We start from the raw sequence: 21589 nt of genomic DNA, 5'->3' as shown, positions 1-21589 counted from the left end.
TTACTTCGCCATCACTTCCTGCGCGGTACGCTCAACCAGAGACAGCAGGACTTTAACGTCCTCCAGCGTCACGGTTGGGTTCAGCAGGGTCAGCTTCAGGCAGGTGACGCCGTTATGCTCGGTCACCCCGACGTTTGCGCGGCCGGATTCCAGCAGCGCATCGCCAATTTTCTGGTTCAGCAGGGCGATACCGGCGTCAGCCATCTGGGTCTGCGGACGGAAGCGGAACAGCACGCTTGCCAGCTGGGGTTGCATAACCAGTTCCAGAGCAGACTGCTCTTTTACGTAAGCCGCAACCTGCTGTGCCAGCGTCACGCCGTGATCGATAATTGCCGCATATTGCTCCTGACCCAGCGCTTCCAGGCTCATCCACAGTTTCAGCGCATCGAAACGACGGGTGGTTTGCAGAGATTTGGAAACCAGGTTAGGCACACCCGCTTCTTCATCGAACTCGGAGTTCAGATAAGCTGCCTGATAGCGCATCAGCTCATAATGACGCGCTTCTTTCAGCAGAAACGCACCGCAGCTGATGGTCTGGAAGAACTGCTTGTGGAAGTCCAGCGTTACGGAGTCCACAAGTTCAATGCCGTCCAGATAGTGACGATACTGCTCAGACATCAGCAGCGCGCCGCCCCAGGCCGCATCAACGTGTACCCAGATATTCTGTTTCGCAGCCAGCTCAGCAATGGCACGCAGCGGATCGATAGCACCCGCATCCGTTGTGCCGGCCGTGGCCACAATCGCCAGGATCTGTTCGCCGTTCGCGTTGCACTGTTCGATTTTCGCCGCCAGATCGGTGAGATCCATGCGGGAGAATTCATCAGTTTTCACCTGCACCACGGACTGGTAGCCCAGACCCATCAGCGCCATGTTTTTCTGCACGGAGAAGTGGGCGTTTTCAGAGCACAGCACGCGAATTTTGCGCAGATCGCCCACCAGACCGTCCTGCTGTACCGAGTGGCCCTGACGCGCGAAGAACGCATCACGCGCCAGCATCAGGCCCATCAGGTTACTCTGGGTACCGCCGCTGGTGAAGACGCCTGCGTCGCCAGCCTGATAACCCACGCGGGTACGCAGCCATTCGATCAGCTTGATCTCAATAATGGTTGCGGACGGGCTTTGATCCCAGGAGTCCATACTCTGGTTGGTGGCGTTAATCAGCACTTCCGCCGCCTGGCTTACGACCAGGCTTGGGCAGTGCAGGTGCGCCACGCACTGCGGGTGATGAACGGACAAACTGTCTTTCAGGAAGAACTCCACGGCGCGTTCAATCGCCGCTTCGTTGCCCAGCCCTTTCGGGTTGAAATCCAGCTTAATACGGTCGCGCAGCTCCGCGACCGTTTTGCCCTGGTACATCTCAGGCTGTTTCAGCCACTGCATCACAGCCTGAGTGCTTTGTTCAATCGCCTGCTGGTAAGCTTCAATGCTCTGGGCAGAGGAGAACAAAATTGGGTTTGAATCAGACATCGTAATCAACAACTCCGGTTACGCCGGGCGAACGCCCGCAGCAAGCAGTGCCTGCTCGAATTTATCCAGGAAGACTTTCAGCTCGTCATCGCTGATCAGCAGTGACGGCAGCAGACGCAGAACGATACCGTTACGGCCGCCACGCTCCAGAATCAGGCCTGCTTCGAAGCACTTCTTCTGGATCAGTGCAGACAGCTCGCCATCGCCCGGGAAGCAACCCATGTGGTCGGCGGCTTCATGTGGCTTAACGATTTCAATACCGATCATCATGCCCAGACCGCGAACGTGGCCGATAACCGGATAGCGTTTCGCCATCTCTTTCAGCTGGCCTTTCAGCCATTCGCCCTGTGCGGCAACTTTGCCCGCGATATTCTGGTCTTTCAGGATCTTCAGCGTCGTCAGACCGGTTGCCATCGCCAGCTGGTTGCCGCGGAAGGTACCGGTGTGGTGACCAGGCGCCCACGCATCGAACTGCTTCTTGATACCGAGCACAGCCAGTGGCAGACCGCCGCCAACTGCTTTGGACATCACGATGATGTCAGGCTCAATGCCTGCGTGTTCGAAGGCAAAGAATTTACCGGTACGGGCAAAGCCAGCCTGAACTTCGTCGAGGATCAGCAGAATGCCGTGTTCCTGAGTCACTTTACGGATGCGCTGCAACCACTCAGCCGGAGCCGGGTTCACGCCGCCTTCGCCCTGAACAGCTTCCAGGATCACCGCGGCAGGTTTACGCACGCCGCTTTCAACGTCGTTGATCAGGTTATCGAAGTAGTAGGTCAGCGCCTTCACGCCCGCTTCACCACCGATACCCAGTGGGCAGCGGTACTCGTGTGGGTATGGCATGAACTGGACTTCTGGCATCATACCGTCAACCGCTTCTTTCGGAGACAGGTTACCGGTGACGGACAGTGCACCGTGGGTCATACCGTGGTAACCACCAGAGAAACTGATGATACCGCTGCGACCGGTTACTTTTTTCGCCAGCTTCAGCGCCGCTTCAACGGCGTCAGCCCCGGACGGGCCAGTGAATTGCAGACAGTACTCTTTGCCCTGACCAGGCAACAGAGAGAGGAGGTATTCTGAAAACGCGTCTTTCAACGGCGTAGTCAGATCCAGGGTATGTAACGGCAAGCCGCTGGTAATGACATTTTGGATGCTTTTCAGCACATCAGGATGATTGTGGCCAAGCGCGAGGGTGCCTGCGCCTGCTAAACAGTCAAGGTATTCTTTATTATCTGCATCGGTGATCCACACGCCTTCTGCTTTCGTGATCGCTAAAGGCAGTTTGCGCGGATAACTCCTGACGTTAGATTCAAACTCGGCCTGACGGGCCAGATAGGTTTCGTTGCTTTTGTGGGCATCTACGGTGTCAATACGGACTTTATCCGTCATCATATCACTCCTACAACCGCCGCTTCGTTATGAGCAACGATTGAATAAAAAGTTAAAAAACAGATGGGGCCTGAAAAAAACGCCGCCAATATAGAGCCTTTTGTCACCGGGCTCAATGGTTAATTTGTTTACTGTTTTGTGACACAGGGCACAGGGGAGGGGATAACCTCATTTTCCGGCAAAAATATGCAGTTTATTCTCAATAAAAACAGTGATTTATATATGGATTGTCAGCATTGTAAAATCAGATGAAAGAGTGTGGCAAATTGTGCGCCTGGCAGGCTAAAAGGAGGCGGAGAGCCTCCTTAGACTGTTTATTTTTGGGTAACGCGTAAAACGCCGTGTTCACGTCCCTTTGTTTTATTCCATGACGCGTCCGTAATACCGTTTTCATCCAGGCTTATCGATATCACAAAACCGTTACCATGGATCTCATAGAAATTCGCATTCAGACGTTTAACGCTGGCTTTTTTGCCGTTCACGGTAGCGCTAAAAAAGCCGTTAGAAAGGGTAGCGTTAACCGTATCCGACGAGAACGAGGCTTCGCGAAGGGGATCGTGAACGGATGCCGTTGGTTCGTGTTGTGCCGCGTTTTCCGCTTTGGTTTTGCTGATATCGCAAGATCCATCGCCAGCGCTAATTTGCGTGCATCCCGAGCGCTCTAACTGAGCACGATAGTGTGCGCTAATAGCGTGTGCAGGCGAAATACACCCAGCAAGTACGGCAGCGCTTAACACTAGCATCATTGATTTTTTCATTTTATCACCTTAAAAACGACACAAATAATAAGAAACGTACATAATGCCGATCCAGACCCCGACCGAAATAAGCAATAGATACAGGGCAGCTGAAATAAAAATGTGTTTGAGCATGTTATTGGCCATCATCATACTTTCCATCAGCGAAGTACTGTCGCCCTGAAAAGCTTCCTCTATTATGAATGTAGTCGAGTTACGTGTTTTTCTTAAAAGCCAATCCCGATGCCTGCGCCCATAGCAAGATCATTATTTGTAGAATCGCTTACGCCAGCTTTAACGATGGTGTTGCTACCAACGTGGAAGGATGCACCCACACTAACAGCTTGCTCGTCTTTAAAGCTACCTACACCAGCAGAGAACATGACAGCCTGATCTTTCTCTACTTGAGGCATAGAGGCGATAGCTACAGCGCTAGCAGCACCTGATCGGGCTTCTTTCTTATTGCTATCAACTTCATCTTTCAGGCTCTTGAATTGAGAGTTAGTGTTAGCTTGCGCTTGTGCGAACACTTGTTGAGCAGCTTTCAGATCTTTAGCTTGTGCTGTAGTTTGGGTATTGAGTGACTTAACCAGATTGATAGTTTTAGTATCAACTTCTTTCTTAGTGATGGTAGTTGTGATTCCGTTAGAGCCAGCTTTACCTGCATCCCCTTTATCACCTTTAGCGCCAGTGTCGCCCTTATCACCTTTGATGGAATCTCCTTTATCTCCTTTCTCACCCTTAACACCTGGAGCACCATCTTTCCCAGCTATACCTTGTGCGCCTGTATCACCTTTTAAACCTTGCGCACCAGTTGCACCTGCAGCGCCTGTAGCACCCGTTGCCCCGTCTTTACCGTCAACACCATCTTTACCATTAACACCGTCTTTAGGTGGTGTTTGGTTCTCTAAAGCGGTGATCCGTTGATCATGGTTAATCAATACAGAACCTTGTAACGCGCTTTCATCTTGCAATGATTTAATATCGGAACCATTGTTAACAACACCTTGTAAAGCAGTGTCTGCTTTGTTGTTAATGTCATTAATCAAAATATTTTGTTTGTTGTCGGTGGAGATCTGATCAGCTTTGTTATCATCTACTTTCTGATTTAAAGTAGAGTTAAATTGTGCATTAGCATTAACACCAGCTTGAGCAGCATCAGCTTTATTTACAGCAGTGTTAGCAGTATCTTGCGCATTATTGATAGCAATGTTTGCCTTCTCAACATCCCCTTGCAGATTATAGATTTGTCCGTCTTGTTGAGTGTTGCTAACCTTGATGTTATCAAGGTTATATGCGGTGTTGTTAGTCCCTTGAACCTGAATAAAAGCACCTGAATTGGTAACATTATCGTTAAGATTTACATTTACATCAGCAGCTTTAGCTACGTTCATTGAACCAGCAAAAAGAGCACCGATAATAGCGACAGCGATGACGGTTTTACTAACAGGTTTCATTTGAAATGACTCACAGTGTTTGGCAGATAAAATATACGCTAGCGATATTGCTAACGTTTGTTTAAGCAGAGCTGAATGGGTAAGTTTAAGTGTGTCGAATTTTATAGTTGTATTTAATATTTATGTTGGTAACGGAGCGAAACTATAGATATTTCGCGGCGAGAAATATTGATTTTGATCATGTTTCTTATTAATGATAAGAATGATGAGAAATAATGCTCTTGCATTGTTTCTTCTTTAAAATCAAGTTGTTGTGATGCGCTTGTGAACTGTCTTAATTTAACCTTATGATTTTTATGAGATTTTATTTTAACACTTATGCGGTTTTTATTTAAGTGATGGAAATTAAGGTTTACACGGAGGTTTTCAAATGAAAATCACAACCTTTAAAGCTGAAAGTAAACATTATCGAGCGGGTGTATTTAAATAAAGGGCATGATATTCTTCCGTAAGATTTCCAATGTAAACATTAAATAAAGATATTTGTAATGTGAATTGAATGTTAGTTATTTAATCAGTACAAATAATACCGGAAAATGAACAATAGAATTTCTCATTTTTTGTGTAACCTGAACCCGTCTGTACCTTCTGAGGCAGTGAGATAAAGGGAAAATGGTTGTCAGCAGGCTCAACCGCGGGTACACTAAATAACAAAGTATTGTTTAAGCTTTTGTTTTATAGATGATTTGACTCGGGGTGCCCTTCTTTGTGAAGGCTGAGAAATACCCGTATTACCTGATCTGGATAATGCCAGCGTAGTCCTGGCAATTATCCAAGATAAAATCAAAGACTTATCTGTGATTTTCGAACCGTTTTGTTTAGCCGATCACATCGAGGCTCACGAAATGGGACACCAGACCATACGCTACACCATTAAACGTAACGGGGTTTATTACGTTCGTTTTCGCCTGCCTGATAATAAGTTTTTCCGTAAGTCGTTAGAGACTGACAGCCACACCCAGGCGCAGTTGCTCATGTCTTTTGCTTCTCCTGTAATTCCACTGGTTCAACGTGGAACCATCCAACCGGATCACTTCGGTAAACGTCTTTCCGAGTATGGCACTAGCCTGAAGCAGCAGAATGAACAATGGCTGGCGCACCAATTTCTCAGTGAAGAATGTCGCACTCTTCAGCCGATAGTTGTCCAGGAATACCGCGAGGTTGTTGCGCCTTCAGAAGATGAGGAAGAACAAACAGAAGCACAGTCAAAGGATGTGTTAACACTGGCTGGCGCCTAGAATATGTACAAAAAAGAGAAAGCCCAAAACTGGATGAAGGCAATTTCACAGGCCAATGAGCGCTTTATGGAAGTTGTTGAAAACTTGCCTAAGCGTGTAGTGCAGCCTTATCGGTCAATGACTGTTCAGCAACTGATCGAGTGTGATGATGTCCCGCCTGAAGATTTGGTTGTCGCTGAGTCTATCCACAAGCATTTGAAGATTTATAAATCGCTCTTCAAAACCTTCCTGACTGATAATAAAGATATTCTGGAGAAGTCTCCGACAGATGGAGTAGTCGCCGCACCGTCGAAAGCGAGGTTTGGAGCTTACAGTGCAGCGGAAATGAGAAAGTTTGTAGGGTGGGCGCTCAAGCAGCCTGACGGGTGGCAGAAGTGGATCACCTTGCTGTTGGCGTACACGGGAGCCAGAAGAGGGGAGATCGTCAAGCTGGAGAAATCACAAATCAAATTTGATGAAGTTAGCCAGCGGCACTATCTCCTGATCGCTGAAGGAGGACAGGGTAAAACCGAGAACGTTACAAGGCAGGTGCCGATCCATCCCAAACTGATCGAGTGGGGGTTCCTCGATTTTGTAAATCATCAATGGAAAGAGAAGATTTTCTCGCCTGTGTCTGGCAAGAATATGCCGAAGATCGGCAAAATTTTAGCCGAAGTCCGCGATCAGCTTGGTATTCCGTACCGTGATGATTATGGACAGCGGCGGCTAGTTCACAGTGTCCGGCACACCATGATTTCAACCTGTTTAGCTGGCTGGGTGGGTAACTTGGCACATCTGCAACAGATGGTCGGTCATGAGAAGAGCGGCCTGGTATTACCAGACGCTATTTGCACACCTTTCCGTTATGATCAGTTTGTTACGTGATAGATGGTTTGGCTTGGTTGTAACGTCTTGGTATTACCAGGACTAAGGAAAGGGCGGTAGAGTCTGCCGCAAAGTTTCGGCTGGATTGCTGTAAAGTTCATCAGTATGATTGTGTATACCATCGCCAGTTAAGAAATGCTGAGAGATAATATGGATGTTACAGAAGACGCCTTACTACGTTCTGGCTTTACTCAATCTGATGTACAGAAGATAAAAAACAACGTTGAAAGCTATGGCGGCACGTTGGGAGAGGCGATTCAGGATCTAGCTAATCGATTCAGGATAATTCTTTGGATCTTTTGCGCTTTCACAGCAATGTTTCTCTGGGTAATTATTTCAAATGAAATAGAATATATCATATCAACCGGGATCGGTTTATTCATAGCAATGCTGATTGCTGTTTTTGTTCAACCGCCAGTCCTTTCTTACAAATCCTGGCGGTTCTGGAGAAAATACAGGGGCTAATGATTCGGTGATTCGGTGGAAAGCAGGTCAAAAATAACCTTAGCCTTGATACCGTAGCCTACTATTTTCATAGTTAACTTGGGGCGGCTCATTGTGTTGACTTGACGGTAGTAATCGTGGGGAAGCCAACGGAACAATCGCCAGGCACCTGCTTTTCGCGCTAATCCAACAATGCTGTAGATGTTTGCGACCCTGTACACGATTCTGTGTAAATGCCTTTTCTCAGAAGTGACCGTCCAGGCGGTCACCGAACTCGATAATAAAGCGGCTCATTGCCATACGCCAGTCCCTCAGCGGCATCGTCCATTTCTGTGAGGCCGCCTGGATTGCCAGCCACACCACCTTTTTCACCGCGTCGTCCGTCGGGAACACCTTACGCTTTTTGATAGCATGCCGGATCACGCTGTTCAGTGATTCTATGGCGTTGGTGGTGTAGATGACTTTGCGGATGTCTGCCGGGTAAGCGAAGAACGTCGCCAGGTTGGCCCAGTTTGCCTGCCAGCTTCGGCTTATCTGCGGATAGCGGCTGTCCCAGGCTGCGGCGAACGCTTCCAGCGCCTGCTGGCCTGCTTCTTCCGTCGGTGCCTGGTAAATCGCTTTCAGGTCGCGGGTGACGGCTTTGTAGTCCTTCCAGGAGACGAACCGCAGGCTGTTGCGCACCATATGCACGATGCACAGCTGGATGCGGGCCTCCGGATACACCGCGTTGATGGCGTCCGGGAAACCTTTCAGGCCGTCAACGCAGGCAATGAGGATATCGTTCAGGCCACGATTCTTCAATTCTGTCAGCACATTCAGCCAGAACTTCGCCCCTTCATTTTCGGCCAGCCACATCCCCAGCAACTCTTTCTGGCCTTCGATATTAATGCCCAGCGCCAGGAACACTGATTTATTGATGACACGACTATCCTGTCGGACTTTCAGGACGATACAGTCAAGATAAACAATGGGATAGACTGCATCCAGCGGACGATTTTGCCATTCGACAACCTGCTCCATGACCGCATCGGTGACCTTTGAGACCAGCGCGGGTGAGACATCCGCGTCATACAACTCTTTGAACGCGGCGGCGATCTCGCGTGTGGTCATCCCTTTGGCATACAACGATAAAATCTGGTTATCCATGCCGGTAATGCGGGTCTGGTTTTTCTTCACCAGTTGGGGTTCGAAGGAGCCATCACGATCGCGTGGGGTACGTAGTTCCAGAGGGCCATCGCCGGTGGTAACGGTCTTTGTGGAATAGCCGTTACGGGAATTAGCCCCCAGTTTGGGCTGATTTTTATCGTAGCCCAGATGGTGGGACATTTCGGCGTTGAGAGCCGCCTCAACGCTGATTTTCTTCAGCAGGCGATCGAACTGGTTGAGATCGTCAGGGGTTTTGAGATTTTTGGCCAGTTCGTTAGCCAGAGCCTGCAACTGTTTTTCGTCCATAAATTAACCTGCTTTTGATGTTGGATTGAACATATCAAAATCAGGCAATTACACAAATTTATGTACAGACTCATGTTTGCGCTTAGTGTTAGAGTGTTATAAAAAGCCAGACCAGATTCAGCCTTAAACCCCATAAACTGAGCAATATTAATCACTTTGTCAGCGACCACACCTTCAGAGTTAGATTGTCCTTCAGATAAAAATTTATTCACTTCTTTAGTTATACCGTTAGCGCCATCTGCAACTAAGAGTGCACCAGCGAGGACTCCAATAGGGGTCATCGTCGAGATCATGATCATTCCGCCGTAGAAAACCATCCCTGAAAGCACCACATTCACAGCCGAAATCACATACCCGACTATCTTGTTATTTTCCTTGACAAACTCGACCTTTGCATAAAGTTGTGCGGCTCTGGTTCTTAACAGGCGTTCTTGTTCTTGTAGATTATCTCTTTCGGCACGCAGATTTTTGATGCATGCAATGCATTCTTCATCGGTTTTGGCCCGTCGTGCAGTTTCAAATTCTTTCTCTACGACCTGCCTTATCTCTTCGACAAACTTGATACGTGTAAGACCATTTTGCAAATAGAATGCTGACAGCCGGTTTGCTGTTTCGACGAGTTTACGGGCTTCCAGATTCACCATTGTATCTGACCATGTTCTGTTCCAGCCCCTGTCGAGCAGCGCGATATCCATTGAAGACTCCTTCCCAAAATGTGTCTGGTCATTTTACGTGCATCCCGGCTTTTTTGTACCTTAAACCGGTATTCCGTAATAGTGGCAAATAGCATTAGTCAGTAATACCGGGGCTGCACTTCCTGCGATCCTCAGTGTACCTGCATATTCTTATACTCGAGACGGCTTGAGTCTAAGAAATGGATGGATACTTGTGTCACACAAACTGTCACTCATCCTGTCACTCACGGCTCTAAAGGGCCGCTTTTGCCGTTTACAAGTCTTCCCGCTGGCATTACTATCCTGACCAGGGATTAATGAGGAGCATTAATCGCAAGATTTTGATTTTGTTTTATTTGACTCGGGGTGCCCTTCCTTGTGAAGGCTGAGAAATACCCGTATTACCTGATCTGGATAATGCCAGCGTAGGGAAGTCAGATGCCTACCCGGTCATCGCTTCTTTCCGCACGGCAGGAGCGAAACCATGCAGCCTGACCTGCTCGACTCACACGTTTTACATCAATTCCGAACCCGTTCCCCGCTCACGCACTGTATGACCAACGATGTCGTGCAGACCTTCACCGCCAACGTTCTGCTCGCGCTCGGTGCTTCCCCGGCAATGGTGATCGAAGCCGAGGAAGCGGAACAGTTTGCCGCGCTTGCCGATGCCCTGCTCGTCAACGTTGGCACGCTCACCGCGCCGCGCGCCCAGTCGATGCGTCGGGCTATTGAGAGCGCGGTAGCCGCGGGCACACCCTGGGTTCTGGACCCCGTCGCGGTTGGCGCGCTGGCGTTCCGCACCCGTTTTTGCCAGCAAATATTATCCCTTAAACCTGCGGCCATTCGTGGCAACGCCTCCGAAATCCTCGCCCTTGCCGGAATGAGTGCGGGCGGACGTGGGGTCGATTCCACCGATACGGCAGCGAGCGCGTTGACCGCTGCGCAGGCGCTTGCCCGCCAGACCCACGCCGTTGTAGTCGTCACAGGGGAAGTGGATCACATCACCGACGGCCAGCGAACCCGTACGGTCGCGGGCGGCGACCCGCTGATGACCCGCGTGGTAGGAACTGGCTGTGCGCTCTCGGCGGTCGTCGCCGCCTGCTGCTCGCTGCCTGGCGACAGGCTTGATAACGCGGCGGCAGCCTGCGGCTTTATGAAGCGCGCAGGGTCAGTTGCCCTGACTCAAAGCCGGGGGCCCGGCAGCTTTGTCTCCGCGTTTCTGGACGCGCTTTACGCGCTGGAGGAACAGGTATGACGCGCATTAATGCCCTGACTATTGCGGGTACCGATCCCAGCGGCGGAGCGGGGATCCAGGCAGACCTGAAAACCTTCTCTGCGCTCGGCGCATATGGGTGCTCGGTTATCACCGCGCTGGTTGCGCAAAACACGCGCGGCGTACAGTCGGTGTATCGCATTGACCCGGATTTTGTCGCCGCGCAGCTGGATTCGGTATTCAGCGACGTACGTATCGACACCACCAAGATCGGCATGCTGGCAGAGGCGGACATTGTTGAAGCGGTCGCTGAACGTCTCAAACACTACCAGATAAAAAACGTGGTGCTTGATACCGTGATGCTGGCCAAAAGCGGCGATCCGCTGCTCTCCGCCTCGGCTGTCGACACTCTGCGTAAAAAGCTGCTGCCGCAGGTTGCGCTGATCACGCCAAACCTGCCTGAAGCCGCCGCGCTGCTGGATGCGCCACACGCGCAAAACGAACGTGAGATGAAAGAGCAGGGGAATGCGCTGCTGGCGATGGGGTGTCGCGCGGTGCTGATGAAAGGCGGCCATCTTGATGATGCAGAAAGCCCGGACTGGCTTTTCACCCACGATGGCACGCAACGTTTCACCGCGCCACGTGTCCAGACCAAAAACACCCACGGCACGGGCTGTACGCTCTCGGCGGCGCTGGCGGCGCTGCGTCCTCGTCACGCCACATGGGCGGATACGGTGCAGGAGGCGAAGGTCTGGCTCTCGGGCGCGCTGGCAAAAGCCGATTCTCTGGAAGTGGGTCACGGTATTGGTCCGGTTCACCATTTTCATGCATGGTGGTAAGCCGTATACTGGCATGAAACTCATGCCAGAGAAAAACAGAGATGGAACAAGCGCATACCCGGTTAATTGCTCAACTCAAGGAACGAATTGCCGCACCGGACAACACGCCGCTGTATCTGAAATTTGCCGAAACGGTCAAGAACGCGGTGCGCAGCGGTGTGCTCGCGCACGGTAATATTTTGCCCGGCGAGCGCGATCTGAGCCAGCTGGCCGGTGTGTCGCGTATTACGGTGCGTAAAGCCATGCAGGCGCTGGAAGAGGCTGGCGTCGTTACCCGCGCGCGTGGATACGGGACGCAAATCAACAATATCTTTGAATATTCGCTGAAAGAGGCGCGCGGCTTTTCTCAGCAGGTGGTGCTGCGTGGCAAAACGCCCAACACCCTGTGGGTCAATAAACGCATCGTGAAGTGCCCGGAAGAGATCGCCCGCCATCTTTCCCTTGCGCCGGAAAGCGATGTGTTTTTGCTTAAGCGCATCCGTTACGTGGATGACGATGCGGTATCGATAGAGGAGTCCTGGGTACCGGTAGGATTAATTCCCAACCCGGACGACATTGGCGTCTCGCTTTATGATTACTTCCGCAGCCAGAATATCTTTCCGCAGCGCACCCGTTCCCGCGTCAGCGCCCGGATGCCGGACAGCGAGTTTCAGGCGCATATCAAGATGGACGATAAGATACCGGTGCTGGTGATCAAGCAAGTCGCGCTCGATCAACAGCAGCGACCAATTGAGTACAGCATCAGCTACTGCCGCAGCGACCTATACGTCTTTGTGTGCGAGGAGTAGGGCCTCGCGCGTGGGGGCGCAGTCTCCACCGCGATGGCTGACTACCCAGGCGGCCACGGCATTGCCAAGCTGCACCGACTCTGGCAGTGACCATCCCGCAGCCAGCCCGGCAAGGGTACCTCCCGCATGGCTGTCACCGGCGCCGATGGTATCGACGACGGTAGCAGGAAATGCCGGAACGTGTCCGGAAGCGTCACCGTCGTACCAGACCGCCCCGTCTTTATCATGGCGTACGATTAGCGCAGCGCCAAACCGTTGCTGCCACTGAGTGCCGAGCTGTTCCACGTTCACGCCAAGCCATTCGGCGGCAAGTTCCGCCTCCTGCCGATTGAGCGAGACAACCGGTTTACGGGCCATAATCCGCGCCATCAGCGGGTCGGGAATATCCGCGATGCGCGGACCGAAATCGATAAAGAGCGTCACATCCTGAAGACGTTCCACCCAGGCCGTCAGCAGCTCGCCGCTGGGCGACGCCAGCTGGTAGCCGGACAAATAGATCAGGCTTTTCTCTGGCACGCTTAACCCGTCCAGCCAGCGTTGCTGCCACTGATTCTCCACACCGCTAAACGACATGAAGGTCCGTTCACCGTCAGGCTCCACCAGCGCCAGGCACCAGCCGTTATCGCCCGTTTCCGCTTCCACGGCGCTGTGCAGATCCTGCTTCGCCATGGCATTACGGATAATATCGGCCCACACGCCGTGGCCAACGGGAAGCGCGTTTTGCGCTGCAATGCCGAGCCGCTTGAGGGCGATGGCGATATTCAGCGCGCAGCCGCCAATATTCACTCCCTGTTGCTTAAGCTCGATATCACACCCGCGCCAGGGCAGGGCGTAGGCGTCGGCAATCACGTCGATGACCGCCGCGCCGAGCACCGTTACAGGGCGCGTAGCGTGAAGGGTTTCGAGACGGCGGGCAAAAGCACTCATACGCCCTCCCTTTGCTCCCGGAAGTGCAGCAGTTTTTCGCAGTAGCGTCCGAAATCAAGCTGGTTTACGGCATCAAGTTCGCTTTTAAGCGCCGGATCAATGGCCTGTACACCGTGCAGCGCGCCACAGATGGCCGTTGCCATCGCGCCGATAGTGTCCGTGTCACCGCCCAGGTTGGCGCATAACACCGCGCAGCGGTTCGGATCGGTGCCCGCGAGTTCGACCATCGCAATCGCCGCCGGAACGGACTCCAGTGTGCTCGTGCCCGCGCCAATAAGCTGATAGATCTGCTCGCTGGCGGTCTCCGTACCGTTGGCTTCGCGCACGGTTTTCAGGGCCAGCTCAATACGAGCGGAAAGCGATGCGCTGAAAGTGGTCGTGTTCGCCTCCTGCGCCGCACGGGCAATACCCGGCAGGGCATCGGCGATGTTCTGCCAGCGCTCGCCGTCGATAGCGCGTGAAACCGCCCACGCGATCACCACCGCACCGGCGATGGCGAGATCCGATTTATGGGTCGGGCTGGAGGCTAACGCAACCTGTTCAACAAAATGTGCCAGACGCGTGGCCGGTAGCAGGCATCCCAGCGGGGAGGCGCGCATCGCCGCCCCGTTGGTGACGCCGTTATTTTCCAGCTCGCTCACCGGCTTGCCGTCACGGATGGCGTTCAGGGCAATTTTGGAGGTCGGGCCGAGCACATTCTTATTGAACGCGTCAAAATCCAGCGCCCAGTCCAGAATATGCTTACCGATAACGTCAGGATTAATTTCCCCGTCGCATTCGATAATCGCGTCGGCCAAGCACAGCGCCATCGACGTATCATCCGTAAATTCGGCCTGATTAAAGTAGCAGGCGGCATTATTCTCAGCCGGGCCGGGTAAGAAACGGTCGATCCAGCCGAAGTGCGCTTTCACCCGCTTGCGCGGCCACAGTTCAGACGGCATCCCCATCGCATCCCCTAACGCCTGCCCGTAAAGAGCACCGAGAATACGGTCTTGTTTCATTTAACTTCCCCTCGTGTCAGCGCGGTATCGCCATCAACCACCTCAATTGCGGTGATCTCTTTATCCGATTCGCGGAAAAACAGCATAAACAGCACGGCAATCACTACAATCATGATTGCACCAAACGTCCACATTCCGGCCCAGTTGAAGGTCAGCCCATTCACCGGCTCTTTATAGGCGAACATTTTTTCCATCATCACGCCGCCGAGACGGTAACCCAGCAGGCTACCAAAGCCCTGACAGCACAGCGTGATCAAGCCCTGCGCCGCGTTGCGCATATGCACGGGCGCTTTTTTATCCACGTAGATGTACGCGGTGACGTAATAGAAGTCATAGCTTACGCCGTGCAGCAGAATGCCGAGGAACAGCAGGGCGTAGGTGAAGTATTGTTCGGCACCGCCGTAAACAAAGAAGCCGTAGCGAATGGCGGCGGTGATCAGGCCCAGCAGCAAGACCTTCTTAATACCAAAGCGTTTGGTAAAGAACGGCAGAGCGAGCATGAAGAAGATTTCAGAGAACTGGCCGAGGGTCATCCAGCCGGTGGCGTTTTTCATCCCCACTTCGGTGAGATAGCCGTTGGCAAAGATGTAGTAGAAAGCCAGCGGCATGGCGAACAGGAATGAGCAGAAGAAGAACACCAGGAAGTTTTTATCGCGCAGCAGGATCAGCGCATCCAGCCCCAGCATCACTTTGATATCCAGCTTGCCGGTGCTCTTCGGCGGGGTATTCGGCAGGAAAAGTGCGAAGACGCCGAGCAGAAGGGAGCTGGCAGCGGTCATCAGCAGCGGGATATTGGTGTCAGAGATGTCGCTATAGCCCATCATCTGCGGCAGGAAGCCGCACGCCAGGCCGGATGCAATCCAGCCGATGGTGCCCATCACGCGGATGCGCGGGAAATCAGCCTCCACGTCATCGACGTTCGCAAAAGCGATGCTGTTCGTCAGCGCGATGGTCGGCATATAGGTCAGGGAGTAGGCCAGCAGCAGCGGGAAGAAGGTGCTGAACTGGGTTTGCTGTGCTGCGAAATACATCAGAATCGCGCCAGCGAACATCAGCACGGCCAGCACTTTCTGGGCGGCGAAGAAACGGTCGGTCAGCGAGCCGACCAGGATGGGAGAGAGGATCGCGGCAATAGCGGTACAGGCATAGGACCAGCCAATTTCCCCGGCGGTAAACCCGCTCTTGCTCAGCCACAGCCACAGCGGCACAAACCACGCGCCCCAGATAAACCATTCAACAAACATCATGAATGACAGTTGGACTTTCGTTTTCATTTTTTAATCCTGCATGTCAGAGGTACGCATGTAACATACCATGTGATAATACCTTTTAAATACCTTTAAGGCGATTGTTTGATCAGTGTAACAAAAATGTTGTACATGAAACGAGCCAGCAGATTGTGCTTAAAAAAGTTGCAAATGGTGGAAAATAGGTTAAGACGGTACCAGGCTTAGTCTGCCTGCAAAAACGTGGGCTTGGATCACACGCTCCGACATCATGTCGGACATACGGGAGCATCACTATGACTGATATTGCGCAGCTGCTTGGCAAAGACGCCGACAGCCTTTTACAGCATCGTTGTATGACCATTCCAGCCGACCAGCTTTATCTGCCTGGCCATGATTACGTAGACCGCGTCATGGTCGACAACAACCGTCCTCCTGCCGTACTGCGAAACATGCAGACGCTTTATAATACCGGCCGCCTGGGCGGAACCGGGTACCTCTCTATTCTGCCCGTTGACCAGGGCGTTGAACACTCTGCGGGGGCATCGTTTGCCGCGAACCCGCTCTATTTTGATCCGAAAAATATCGTCGAGCTGGCGATTGAGGCGGGCTGTAACTGCGTGGCCTCCACCTACGGCGTGCTGGCCTCCGTGTCGCGTCGCTATGCCCACCGCATTCCGTTCCTCGTTAAGTTGAACCACAACGAAACCCTGAGCTACCCAACCGAATACGACCAGACGCTCTACGCCAGCGTCGAGCAGGCGTTCAATATGGGTGCGGTGGCGGTCGGGGCAACCATCTATTTCGGTTCTGAACAGTCGCGTCGTCAGATAGAAGAGATCTCCGCGGCGTTCGAGCGCGCCCACGAGCTGGGCATGGTAACCGTGCTGTGGGCCTATCTGCGTAACGGCTCGTTCAAAAAAGACGGAGTGGATTACCACGTGTCTGCGGATCTGACCGGTCAGGCAAACCACCTTGCGGCGACCATCGGCGCGGACATCGTGAAGCAGAAAATGGCCGAGAATAACGGCGGCTATAAAGCGGTGAACTTTGGCTATACCGACGACCGCGTCTACAGCAAGCTGACCAGCGACAACCCGATCGATCTGGTGCGCTACCAGCTGGCGAACTGCTATATGGGCCGCGCCGGGCTGATTAACTCCGGCGGTGCGGCAGGCGGTGAAACCGATCTGACCGACGCGGTGCGCACGGCGGTGATTAACAAACGCGCTGGCGGCATGGGGCTGATCCTCGGCCGTAAGGCGTTCAAAAAATCTATGGCCGACGGCGTGAAGCTGATCAACGCGGTTCAGGACGTCTATCTGGACAGTAAGGTCACGATCGCTTAAGTCTTTTCCCCTCACCCTAACCCTCTCCCCAACGGGGAGAGGGGACTGTTCAGTGCATACGGGAAGAGGGCCGCCACCCGGCAACACATCAGCGCAAAAGCTGACAGTCCGGCGGCAACCGGCACTGCAACGCCCCGGGCAACACCTCAATGCGGAATCGCTCGCCGCTGAGCGGCTCTCCGTCAAGGTTAAAGGTCATGCCGTGTGGGGCGATCACTTCAAACCACGCGGATTTCCCGTCGATGATATTGGGGCTCTCCTCTGGCTGCGTCAGCGTCGTAAACAGCGCAGGCAGCAGCCCGTCGCCGGTAAAAATACGCAGCTGTAATTGACCGTCGTTGATCAATGCTTCCGGGCAAAGCTGCTGACCGCCCCCCGCCTGCCGCCCGTTGCCGATACCAATCACCAGCGCGTCGCCCTGCCAGTGGAAGTTTTCACCTTGGATCTCACAGCTGTCGGGCCTGAGCGTGTCCATGCGCATCAGACCATGGATGAGATACGAAACGCCGCCCAGCGCGGCCTTCAGTTTTTCCGGCGTTTCGCTGGTAATGCGGGTGCCGAAACCGCCCGTCGCCATATTGATAAAGCAGGTTCTTTCATTCACCTGAGCAATATCGACGGCGGTAGCCTTACCGAGAATGGCCAGCTGTAGCGCTTTGCCTAAATCCTCCGGAATACCGGCGCTGGTGGCAAAATCGTTGGCGGTACCGAGCGGTAAAATCCCCATCGCCGGGCGAGCTGCGGCGTTGAGGTCAATGAGCGCACCGGCGATCTCGTTGATCGTTCCGTCGCCGCCGCCGGAAATGATGGTCTGAACACCTAACCTGATGCCCTCGTCGATGTAGCGCGCCGCATCGCCTTTTTCAAACGTTACCCGCACGTGTATGCATGCTCCGTCTTCACGCAATTCGGTAATCGCCTGGCGCAGCAGATCGTTGCCTGCACTCTTGCCGTTAAGAATTAATAAACTGTCTGGATAGGTTGCCATCCGGGTTGCTCCCTTTTTTAGCTATAGAAAGAGTGTATCCCAGAGAGGGAAAAAGCGGGTAAGAACAGGATGAAAGGCAAAAAATAAGCCCGCGTAAGGGCTTTGAAATCGACTAAAGAACCCCGTAGCGCTTACAGTGCATACTACTGCCGCTCAATTGACTATTGTGGTCAACGTTTGAGGTGTGACATTGGCCTTGCCTCGATTTTGAGCTGCTTACGCCAGACCCGATTATGTAGCGTTAGCGCAATGGAGCGGTAAAAAATCGATGAATTCATCCACATAATGTTCAAAAAGAAACATCCCAGCCCCAGCAAAGAGGTTATTTGCGGTGTGTAGTTCTCAACTGGGCCGAATAAAAGCGAAATCCCCGTCCAAATGAAATAAATGATGCTCATTATGCCTGTCAGCGTAATGACGAAAATATGCAGTTTATATCCAGGTAAAGAACCTCGTGTAGTCAGAAACATCGTGCTCATCACTACCAGACAATACACAATCGCTGCAATGAATACTCCCATCATAACCTTAAATTCGGGTAAGCCGAGCCAGCGAAACAGCAACAACCAGAGGGACACTTGCAGCATGGCGTAGCAAAAAATAGCCAGTAACGTGCTCACTGCCAAAGGAATTCCTGTCATATGGACGCCCACAGGAACGCCGAACCGATCTTTTAACTGTTCTTTTAATGTTTCAAGCTGGTTGAGATCATCGGTCGCCATTTTACTTTTAACCAAAGCACTTAATGCAAGGCTATCTTTAATGTATTTCATCATGGACGGGTCAATAACTTCCTGTAAATGAAAAAGACTGAATTAAACCAAAAATGTATTTACCCGTTTGTGCAACATTCTGTGGATTTCTGATATTTCCTGAGATGGCACTTCCAACGAAGGCAGAAGAATTTGAAATGGTATTCAGCAACTCACGCTGTAAGAGCAACTGCAACGCTTCTGACGGATAACGTTTGGGATACACGCCTGCCTTCATTGCTGCTTTTACACCTGAATTCGAGATGCCGGGATTGCGGATACGAATAATCTCCTCTGTTAATCGCGTACGGTCGGCCCGGCTCATTTTTTGTAATAAGGAGAGCAAACTCTCAGACGATGAACGGTTAAGAAGGCGATATGTTAATGCAGCGCTTTTTAAACCCGCAGCAGCCCCGGCAAGAGAAATCGCATCCAGGGCTGTGTTGGTTGCTGTATACCACTCCTGGGAGTCCATCCACGCAACGTAGTCATCGTGATTCATAGCAATCAACGATAGTCGGCCAAGCCCATTTGCACATTGAATTCCAGTTGCTACACCACCGGCTAAAATCACAGCGGCTATAGCACCGGAAGACCCTGCAGTGAGAGGTATAGCCATACCGGCCCCTGCCGCAAGTACAACAGTAAGAATTGCGGCTCCGCAGGAAATTGCCGTTGAACCAATTTCAGTCGCCAGGGAAGGGGACTGAATCGTAGCCGTTGTTGCGTGAACGGGGTTAACTTGTGAGGCATTTACTTTGGTTATGACTACATGACTAACCGAGCTTTCGTTTGGTGTCGCAATCCTTCTTGATGGCCGTACTAGCCACTGACGTGTACCGTCTGAGTAGATAATCCCGGCCTGGCTAAAATTTCTGCTGCAGTCCAGTTGACCTGCAAGTGCTGTGAAATTTATATCGCCGCCAGAGGCAAGACCAAGACTGCGTGCGAGTTCGTAATCTGGAAGATCCTTTGAAAGTTGTCCTGTGAATGTCACTTCATCTCTCCGTCCGTGTGAAACGTTGATTGTTAATAAATCAAGAGTAAAGGTCCTGTTAACACTTAAAATTAGGAATGTTCCGAATAGTGTTCATCCCTCTCAAATCCATTAAAAATGTGATTAGGATCCTTTGTTCGTTCGACTTGCTTAGATGATACGCCTAATGCTGACACAAACCTTTCCCGGGTCAATGCAACGCCATATTTATCAGGGGGAAAAATTTCAGGAGTTAACAAAAAAATAAGCCCGCGTAAGGGAGATTACGCAGGCTAAGGAGGTGGTTCCTGGTACAGCTAGCATTTATGGGTTATGTTTTTCAGCGGGGGGATAATACCCGTATTGAACGAAGCGGTATGTGATCCGATTCTAAGAATTATCCCAGCGTGAAAAAATCCCGTTGATTGACTATTTGCCGTGCGGATTTCGGGTATTTTCACCTTCAAAATTGCGCATCAGCAGCGCAAACTCCAGCTCTACTTCTTCAGGAACCGGCAGCCAGACCACATGGCCATCGCCAGGTGCGACCTCAATCGCCTCACCTTTTTTGTTTTCCAGATGCTCCAGGCGGAAGTTCATGTTGCCCTGCGGTGTCATCAGCTCCAGGCTGTCGCCTTTAGTGAATTTGTTTTTTACGGCGACGGCGGCCAGCGGGCCTTTACGCTCGCCGGTGAAGTCGCCTACAAACTGCTGGCGTTCGGAAATCGAATAGCCATGCTCGTAGTTCTGGTAGTCGTCGTGGGTATGTCGACGCAGGAAACCTTCGGTATAACCGCGATGCGCCAGGCCTTCCAGCGTTTCCAGCAGGCTGGTGTCGAACGGTTTACCGGCGGCGGCATCGTCGATGGCTTTGCGATACACCTGCGCGGTACGAGCGCAGTAGTAATAGGACTTGGTGCGGCCTTCGATTTTCAGGGAGTGCACGCCCATCTGGGTTAAACGCTCCACGTGCGCGATGGCGCGCAGATCCTTCGAGTTCATGATGTAGGTGCCGTGCTCGTCTTCGAAGGCGGTCATGTACTCACCCGGACGTTTGGCTTCTTCGATCATAAACACGCTGTCGGTAGGCGCGCCGATACCCAGCGTTGGCTCAACGTTGGTGACCGGGATCGGCTCGTGTTTATGCACGATGTTACCGATGTCATCCTCTTTGCCTTCCTGAACGTTATATTCCCAGCGGCAGGCGTTGGTGCAGGTGCCCTGGTTCGGGTCACGCTTGTTGATGTAGCCAGAGAGCAGGCAGCGGCCGGAGTAGGCCATGCACAGCGCGCCGTGGACGAAGATTTCGATTTCCATATCCGGCACCTGGGTGCGGATCTCTTCGATCTCTTCTAGGGACAGCTCGCGAGACAGAATGACGCGGGTCAGCCCCATCTGTTTCCAGAATTTCACCGTTGCCCAGTTGACGGCGTTAGCCTGCACCGAGAGGTGAATGTCCATCTCCGGGAAGTTCTCCCGAACCAGCATGATTAAACCCGGGTCTGACATGATCAGCGCGTCCGGCCCCATCTCCACGACCGGCTTCAGGTCACGAATGAACGTTTTCAGCTTGGCGTTGTGCGGCGCGATGTTCACCACCACGTAGAATTTTTTGCCCAGGGCATGCGCTTCATTGATGCCGAGCTGAAGATTCTCGTGGTTGAATTCGTTGTTACGCACGCGCAGCGAATAGCGCGGCTGGCCCGCGTAGACGGCGTCGGCGCCATAGGCGAAAGCGTAACGCATATTTTGCAGCGTTCCCGCCGGGGAAAGGAGTTCCGGTTTAAACATGTTTGTTCTCGTTC

Annotated in this window: 18 protein-coding genes, 2 pseudogenes and 1 riboswitch; of the genes and pseudogenes, 6 read left to right on the top strand and 14 right to left on the bottom strand. The window is 52.2% G+C overall.

The features are described 5' to 3' along the window. The 4 genes from ACQG2Q_RS15600 to ACQG2Q_RS15585 all read right to left on the bottom strand — a co-directional run bounded on the left by ACQG2Q_RS15600 (position 1) and on the right by ACQG2Q_RS15585 (position 5053). Positions 1-1467 carry a pyridoxal phosphate-dependent decarboxylase family protein gene (locus ACQG2Q_RS15600; RefSeq protein ID WP_022648668.1) on the bottom strand — a complete coding sequence of 489 codons (1467 nt, stop codon included), beginning with the start codon at positions 1465-1467 and terminating at the stop codon, positions 1-3. A gap of 18 nt (positions 1468-1485) precedes the next feature. After that, complete coding sequence (locus ACQG2Q_RS15595; RefSeq protein WP_032623920.1) at positions 1486-2862, bottom strand: diaminobutyrate--2-oxoglutarate transaminase; 1377 nt, start codon at positions 2860-2862, stop codon at positions 1486-1488. Between the two features lie 311 nt (positions 2863-3173). Next, positions 3174-3617, bottom strand: a complete 444-nt coding sequence (locus ACQG2Q_RS15590; protein WP_022648666.1) for a hypothetical protein — start codon at positions 3615-3617, stop codon at positions 3174-3176. Between the two features lie 206 nt (positions 3618-3823). Then, positions 3824-5053 carry a YadA C-terminal domain-containing protein gene (locus ACQG2Q_RS15585; protein ID WP_080470154.1) on the bottom strand — a complete coding sequence of 410 codons (1230 nt, stop codon included), beginning with the start codon at positions 5051-5053 and terminating at the stop codon, positions 3824-3826. 845 nt (positions 5054-5898) lie between these two features. On the opposite strand from ACQG2Q_RS15585, the pseudogene ACQG2Q_RS15580 reads away from it, so the two are divergent. Together ACQG2Q_RS15580 and ACQG2Q_RS15575 are read left to right on the top strand one after the other, a co-directional pair. Then, positions 5899-7139: pseudogene (locus ACQG2Q_RS15580) on the top strand (tyrosine-type recombinase/integrase). Positions 7140-7305: 166 nt separating this feature from the next. Next, entirely contained in the window at positions 7306-7620 is a 315-nt protein-coding gene (locus ACQG2Q_RS15575; protein ID WP_063849701.1) for a hypothetical protein, read from the top strand. Here ACQG2Q_RS15575 and ACQG2Q_RS15570 read toward each other — a convergent pair. From ACQG2Q_RS15570 to ACQG2Q_RS15560, 3 genes and pseudogenes are all read right to left on the bottom strand, one after another. Beyond that, a pseudogene (locus tag ACQG2Q_RS15570) lies at positions 7617-7808 on the bottom strand (DUF4225 domain-containing protein); the annotation flags it as partial. The gene ACQG2Q_RS15575 and the pseudogene ACQG2Q_RS15570 overlap by 4 nt on opposite strands. Positions 7809-7842: 34 nt before the next feature. After that, positions 7843-9051: an IS256 family transposase gene (locus ACQG2Q_RS15565; protein WP_015386429.1), complete on the bottom strand. Its 1209-nt coding sequence runs from the start codon at positions 9049-9051 to the stop codon at positions 7843-7845. Further along, positions 8961-9746, bottom strand: coding sequence for a DUF4225 domain-containing protein (locus tag ACQG2Q_RS15560; protein WP_426759234.1), 786 nt, complete (start codon positions 9744-9746; stop codon positions 8961-8963). Before ACQG2Q_RS15560 ends, ACQG2Q_RS15565 begins: the two co-directional genes overlap by 91 nt. Positions 9747-10077: 331 nt before the next feature. After that, positions 10078-10174: riboswitch (TPP riboswitch) on the top strand. Between the two features lie 35 nt (positions 10175-10209). Between ACQG2Q_RS15560 and thiM the strand changes: the two genes are divergently transcribed. From thiM to ACQG2Q_RS15545, 3 genes are read left to right on the top strand one after another with little or no spacing between them, the layout of a single operon-like run. Then, the gene (gene thiM, locus ACQG2Q_RS15555; RefSeq protein WP_023306588.1) at positions 10210-10980 is read left to right on the top strand and encodes a hydroxyethylthiazole kinase; all 771 of its coding nucleotides are present in this window, start codon (positions 10210-10212) and stop codon (positions 10978-10980) included. Then, positions 10977-11777: a bifunctional hydroxymethylpyrimidine kinase/phosphomethylpyrimidine kinase gene (gene thiD / locus ACQG2Q_RS15550; protein WP_023300565.1), complete on the top strand. Its 801-nt coding sequence runs from the start codon at positions 10977-10979 to the stop codon at positions 11775-11777. The genes thiM and thiD overlap by 4 nt, the downstream gene beginning before the upstream one ends. A 41-nt stretch (positions 11778-11818) precedes the next feature. Continuing rightward, positions 11819-12565, top strand: coding sequence for a GntR family transcriptional regulator (locus ACQG2Q_RS15545; RefSeq protein WP_022648658.1), 747 nt, complete (start codon positions 11819-11821; stop codon positions 12563-12565). Here ACQG2Q_RS15545 and ACQG2Q_RS15540 read toward each other — a convergent pair. From ACQG2Q_RS15540 to ACQG2Q_RS15530, 3 genes are read right to left on the bottom strand one after another with little or no spacing between them, the layout of a single operon-like run. Further along, positions 12539-13492, bottom strand: a complete 954-nt coding sequence (locus ACQG2Q_RS15540) for a PfkB family carbohydrate kinase (protein ID WP_023306586.1) — start codon at positions 13490-13492, stop codon at positions 12539-12541. The two genes, ACQG2Q_RS15545 and ACQG2Q_RS15540, sit on opposite strands and share 27 nt — an antisense overlap. After that, positions 13489-14493, bottom strand: a complete 1005-nt coding sequence (locus ACQG2Q_RS15535) for an ADP-ribosylglycohydrolase family protein (protein WP_022648656.1) — start codon at positions 14491-14493, stop codon at positions 13489-13491. The genes ACQG2Q_RS15540 and ACQG2Q_RS15535 overlap by 4 nt, the downstream gene beginning before the upstream one ends. Further along, on the bottom strand, positions 14490-15767 hold the full coding sequence (locus ACQG2Q_RS15530) for a nucleoside permease (protein ID WP_022648655.1): 1278 nt from the start codon (positions 15765-15767) through the stop codon (positions 14490-14492). The genes ACQG2Q_RS15535 and ACQG2Q_RS15530 overlap by 4 nt, the downstream gene beginning before the upstream one ends. A gap of 248 nt (positions 15768-16015) precedes the next feature. Here ACQG2Q_RS15530 and fbaB point away from each other — a divergent pair, with 248 nt between their 5' ends. Further along, positions 16016-17068 carry a class I fructose-bisphosphate aldolase gene (gene fbaB, locus ACQG2Q_RS15525; protein ID WP_022648654.1) on the top strand — a complete coding sequence of 351 codons (1053 nt, stop codon included), beginning with the start codon at positions 16016-16018 and terminating at the stop codon, positions 17066-17068. Positions 17069-17156: 88 nt separating this feature from the next. Here the strand turns inward: fbaB and yegS are convergent, their stop codons facing one another. The 4 genes from yegS to yegQ form a co-directional block, all read right to left on the bottom strand. After that, positions 17157-18056: a lipid kinase YegS gene (gene yegS, locus ACQG2Q_RS15520; protein ID WP_023300561.1), complete on the bottom strand. Its 900-nt coding sequence runs from the start codon at positions 18054-18056 to the stop codon at positions 17157-17159. 170 nt (positions 18057-18226) lie between these two features. Further along, on the bottom strand, positions 18227-18832 hold the full coding sequence (locus tag ACQG2Q_RS15515; protein ID WP_022651497.1) for a hypothetical protein: 606 nt from the start codon (positions 18830-18832) through the stop codon (positions 18227-18229). Between the two features lie 7 nt (positions 18833-18839). Beyond that, entirely contained in the window at positions 18840-19805 is a 966-nt protein-coding gene (locus ACQG2Q_RS15510) for a hypothetical protein (protein ID WP_023300559.1), read from the bottom strand. A gap of 408 nt (positions 19806-20213) precedes the next feature. After that, positions 20214-21575 (bottom strand): tRNA 5-hydroxyuridine modification protein YegQ, encoded by a 1362-nt coding sequence (gene yegQ / locus ACQG2Q_RS15505; RefSeq protein WP_017383261.1) that lies wholly within the window; start codon positions 21573-21575, stop codon positions 20214-20216. Positions 21576-21589: the final 14 nt, after the last annotated feature.

The organism is Enterobacter cloacae complex sp. 370H10 (genome assembly GCF_050031535.1).
Classification (GTDB): domain Bacteria; phylum Pseudomonadota; class Gammaproteobacteria; order Enterobacterales; family Enterobacteriaceae; genus Enterobacter; species Enterobacter intestinihominis.
This window is presented reverse-complemented; position numbering and strand designations above follow the sequence as displayed.

What these genes read in the sequence shown, in the direction of transcription:
- ACQG2Q_RS15600 (WP_022648668.1), bottom strand. Translation starts at nt 1,467, where the DNA reads ATGTCTGATTCAAACCCAATTTTGTTCTCCTCTGCCCAGAGCATTGAA.
- ACQG2Q_RS15595 (WP_032623920.1), bottom strand. Translation starts at nt 2,862, where the DNA reads ATGATGACGGATAAAGTCCGTATTGACACCGTAGATGCCCACAAAAGC.
- ACQG2Q_RS15590 (WP_022648666.1), bottom strand. Translation starts at nt 3,617, where the DNA reads ATGAAAAAATCAATGATGCTAGTGTTAAGCGCTGCCGTACTTGCTGGG.
- ACQG2Q_RS15585 (WP_080470154.1), bottom strand. Translation starts at nt 5,053, where the DNA reads ATGAAACCTGTTAGTAAAACCGTCATCGCTGTCGCTATTATCGGTGCT.
- ACQG2Q_RS15575 (WP_063849701.1), top strand. Translation starts at nt 7,306, where the DNA reads ATGGATGTTACAGAAGACGCCTTACTACGTTCTGGCTTTACTCAATCT.
- ACQG2Q_RS15565 (WP_015386429.1), bottom strand. Translation starts at nt 9,051, where the DNA reads ATGGACGAAAAACAGTTGCAGGCTCTGGCTAACGAACTGGCCAAAAAT.
- ACQG2Q_RS15560 (WP_426759234.1), bottom strand. Translation starts at nt 9,746, where the DNA reads ATGGATATCGCGCTGCTCGACAGGGGCTGGAACAGAACATGGTCAGAT.
- thiM (WP_023306588.1), top strand. Translation starts at nt 10,210, where the DNA reads ATGCAGCCTGACCTGCTCGACTCACACGTTTTACATCAATTCCGAACC.
- thiD (WP_023300565.1), top strand. Translation starts at nt 10,977, where the DNA reads ATGACGCGCATTAATGCCCTGACTATTGCGGGTACCGATCCCAGCGGC.
- ACQG2Q_RS15545 (WP_022648658.1), top strand. Translation starts at nt 11,819, where the DNA reads ATGGAACAAGCGCATACCCGGTTAATTGCTCAACTCAAGGAACGAATT.
- ACQG2Q_RS15540 (WP_023306586.1), bottom strand. Translation starts at nt 13,492, where the DNA reads ATGAGTGCTTTTGCCCGCCGTCTCGAAACCCTTCACGCTACGCGCCCT.
- ACQG2Q_RS15535 (WP_022648656.1), bottom strand. Translation starts at nt 14,493, where the DNA reads ATGAAACAAGACCGTATTCTCGGTGCTCTTTACGGGCAGGCGTTAGGG.
- ACQG2Q_RS15530 (WP_022648655.1), bottom strand. Translation starts at nt 15,767, where the DNA reads ATGAAAACGAAAGTCCAACTGTCATTCATGATGTTTGTTGAATGGTTT.
- fbaB (WP_022648654.1), top strand. Translation starts at nt 16,016, where the DNA reads ATGACTGATATTGCGCAGCTGCTTGGCAAAGACGCCGACAGCCTTTTA.
- yegS (WP_023300561.1), bottom strand. Translation starts at nt 18,056, where the DNA reads ATGGCAACCTATCCAGACAGTTTATTAATTCTTAACGGCAAGAGTGCA.
- ACQG2Q_RS15515 (WP_022651497.1), bottom strand. Translation starts at nt 18,832, where the DNA reads ATGATGAAATACATTAAAGATAGCCTTGCATTAAGTGCTTTGGTTAAA.
- yegQ (WP_017383261.1), bottom strand. Translation starts at nt 21,575, where the DNA reads ATGTTTAAACCGGAACTCCTTTCCCCGGCGGGAACGCTGCAAAATATG.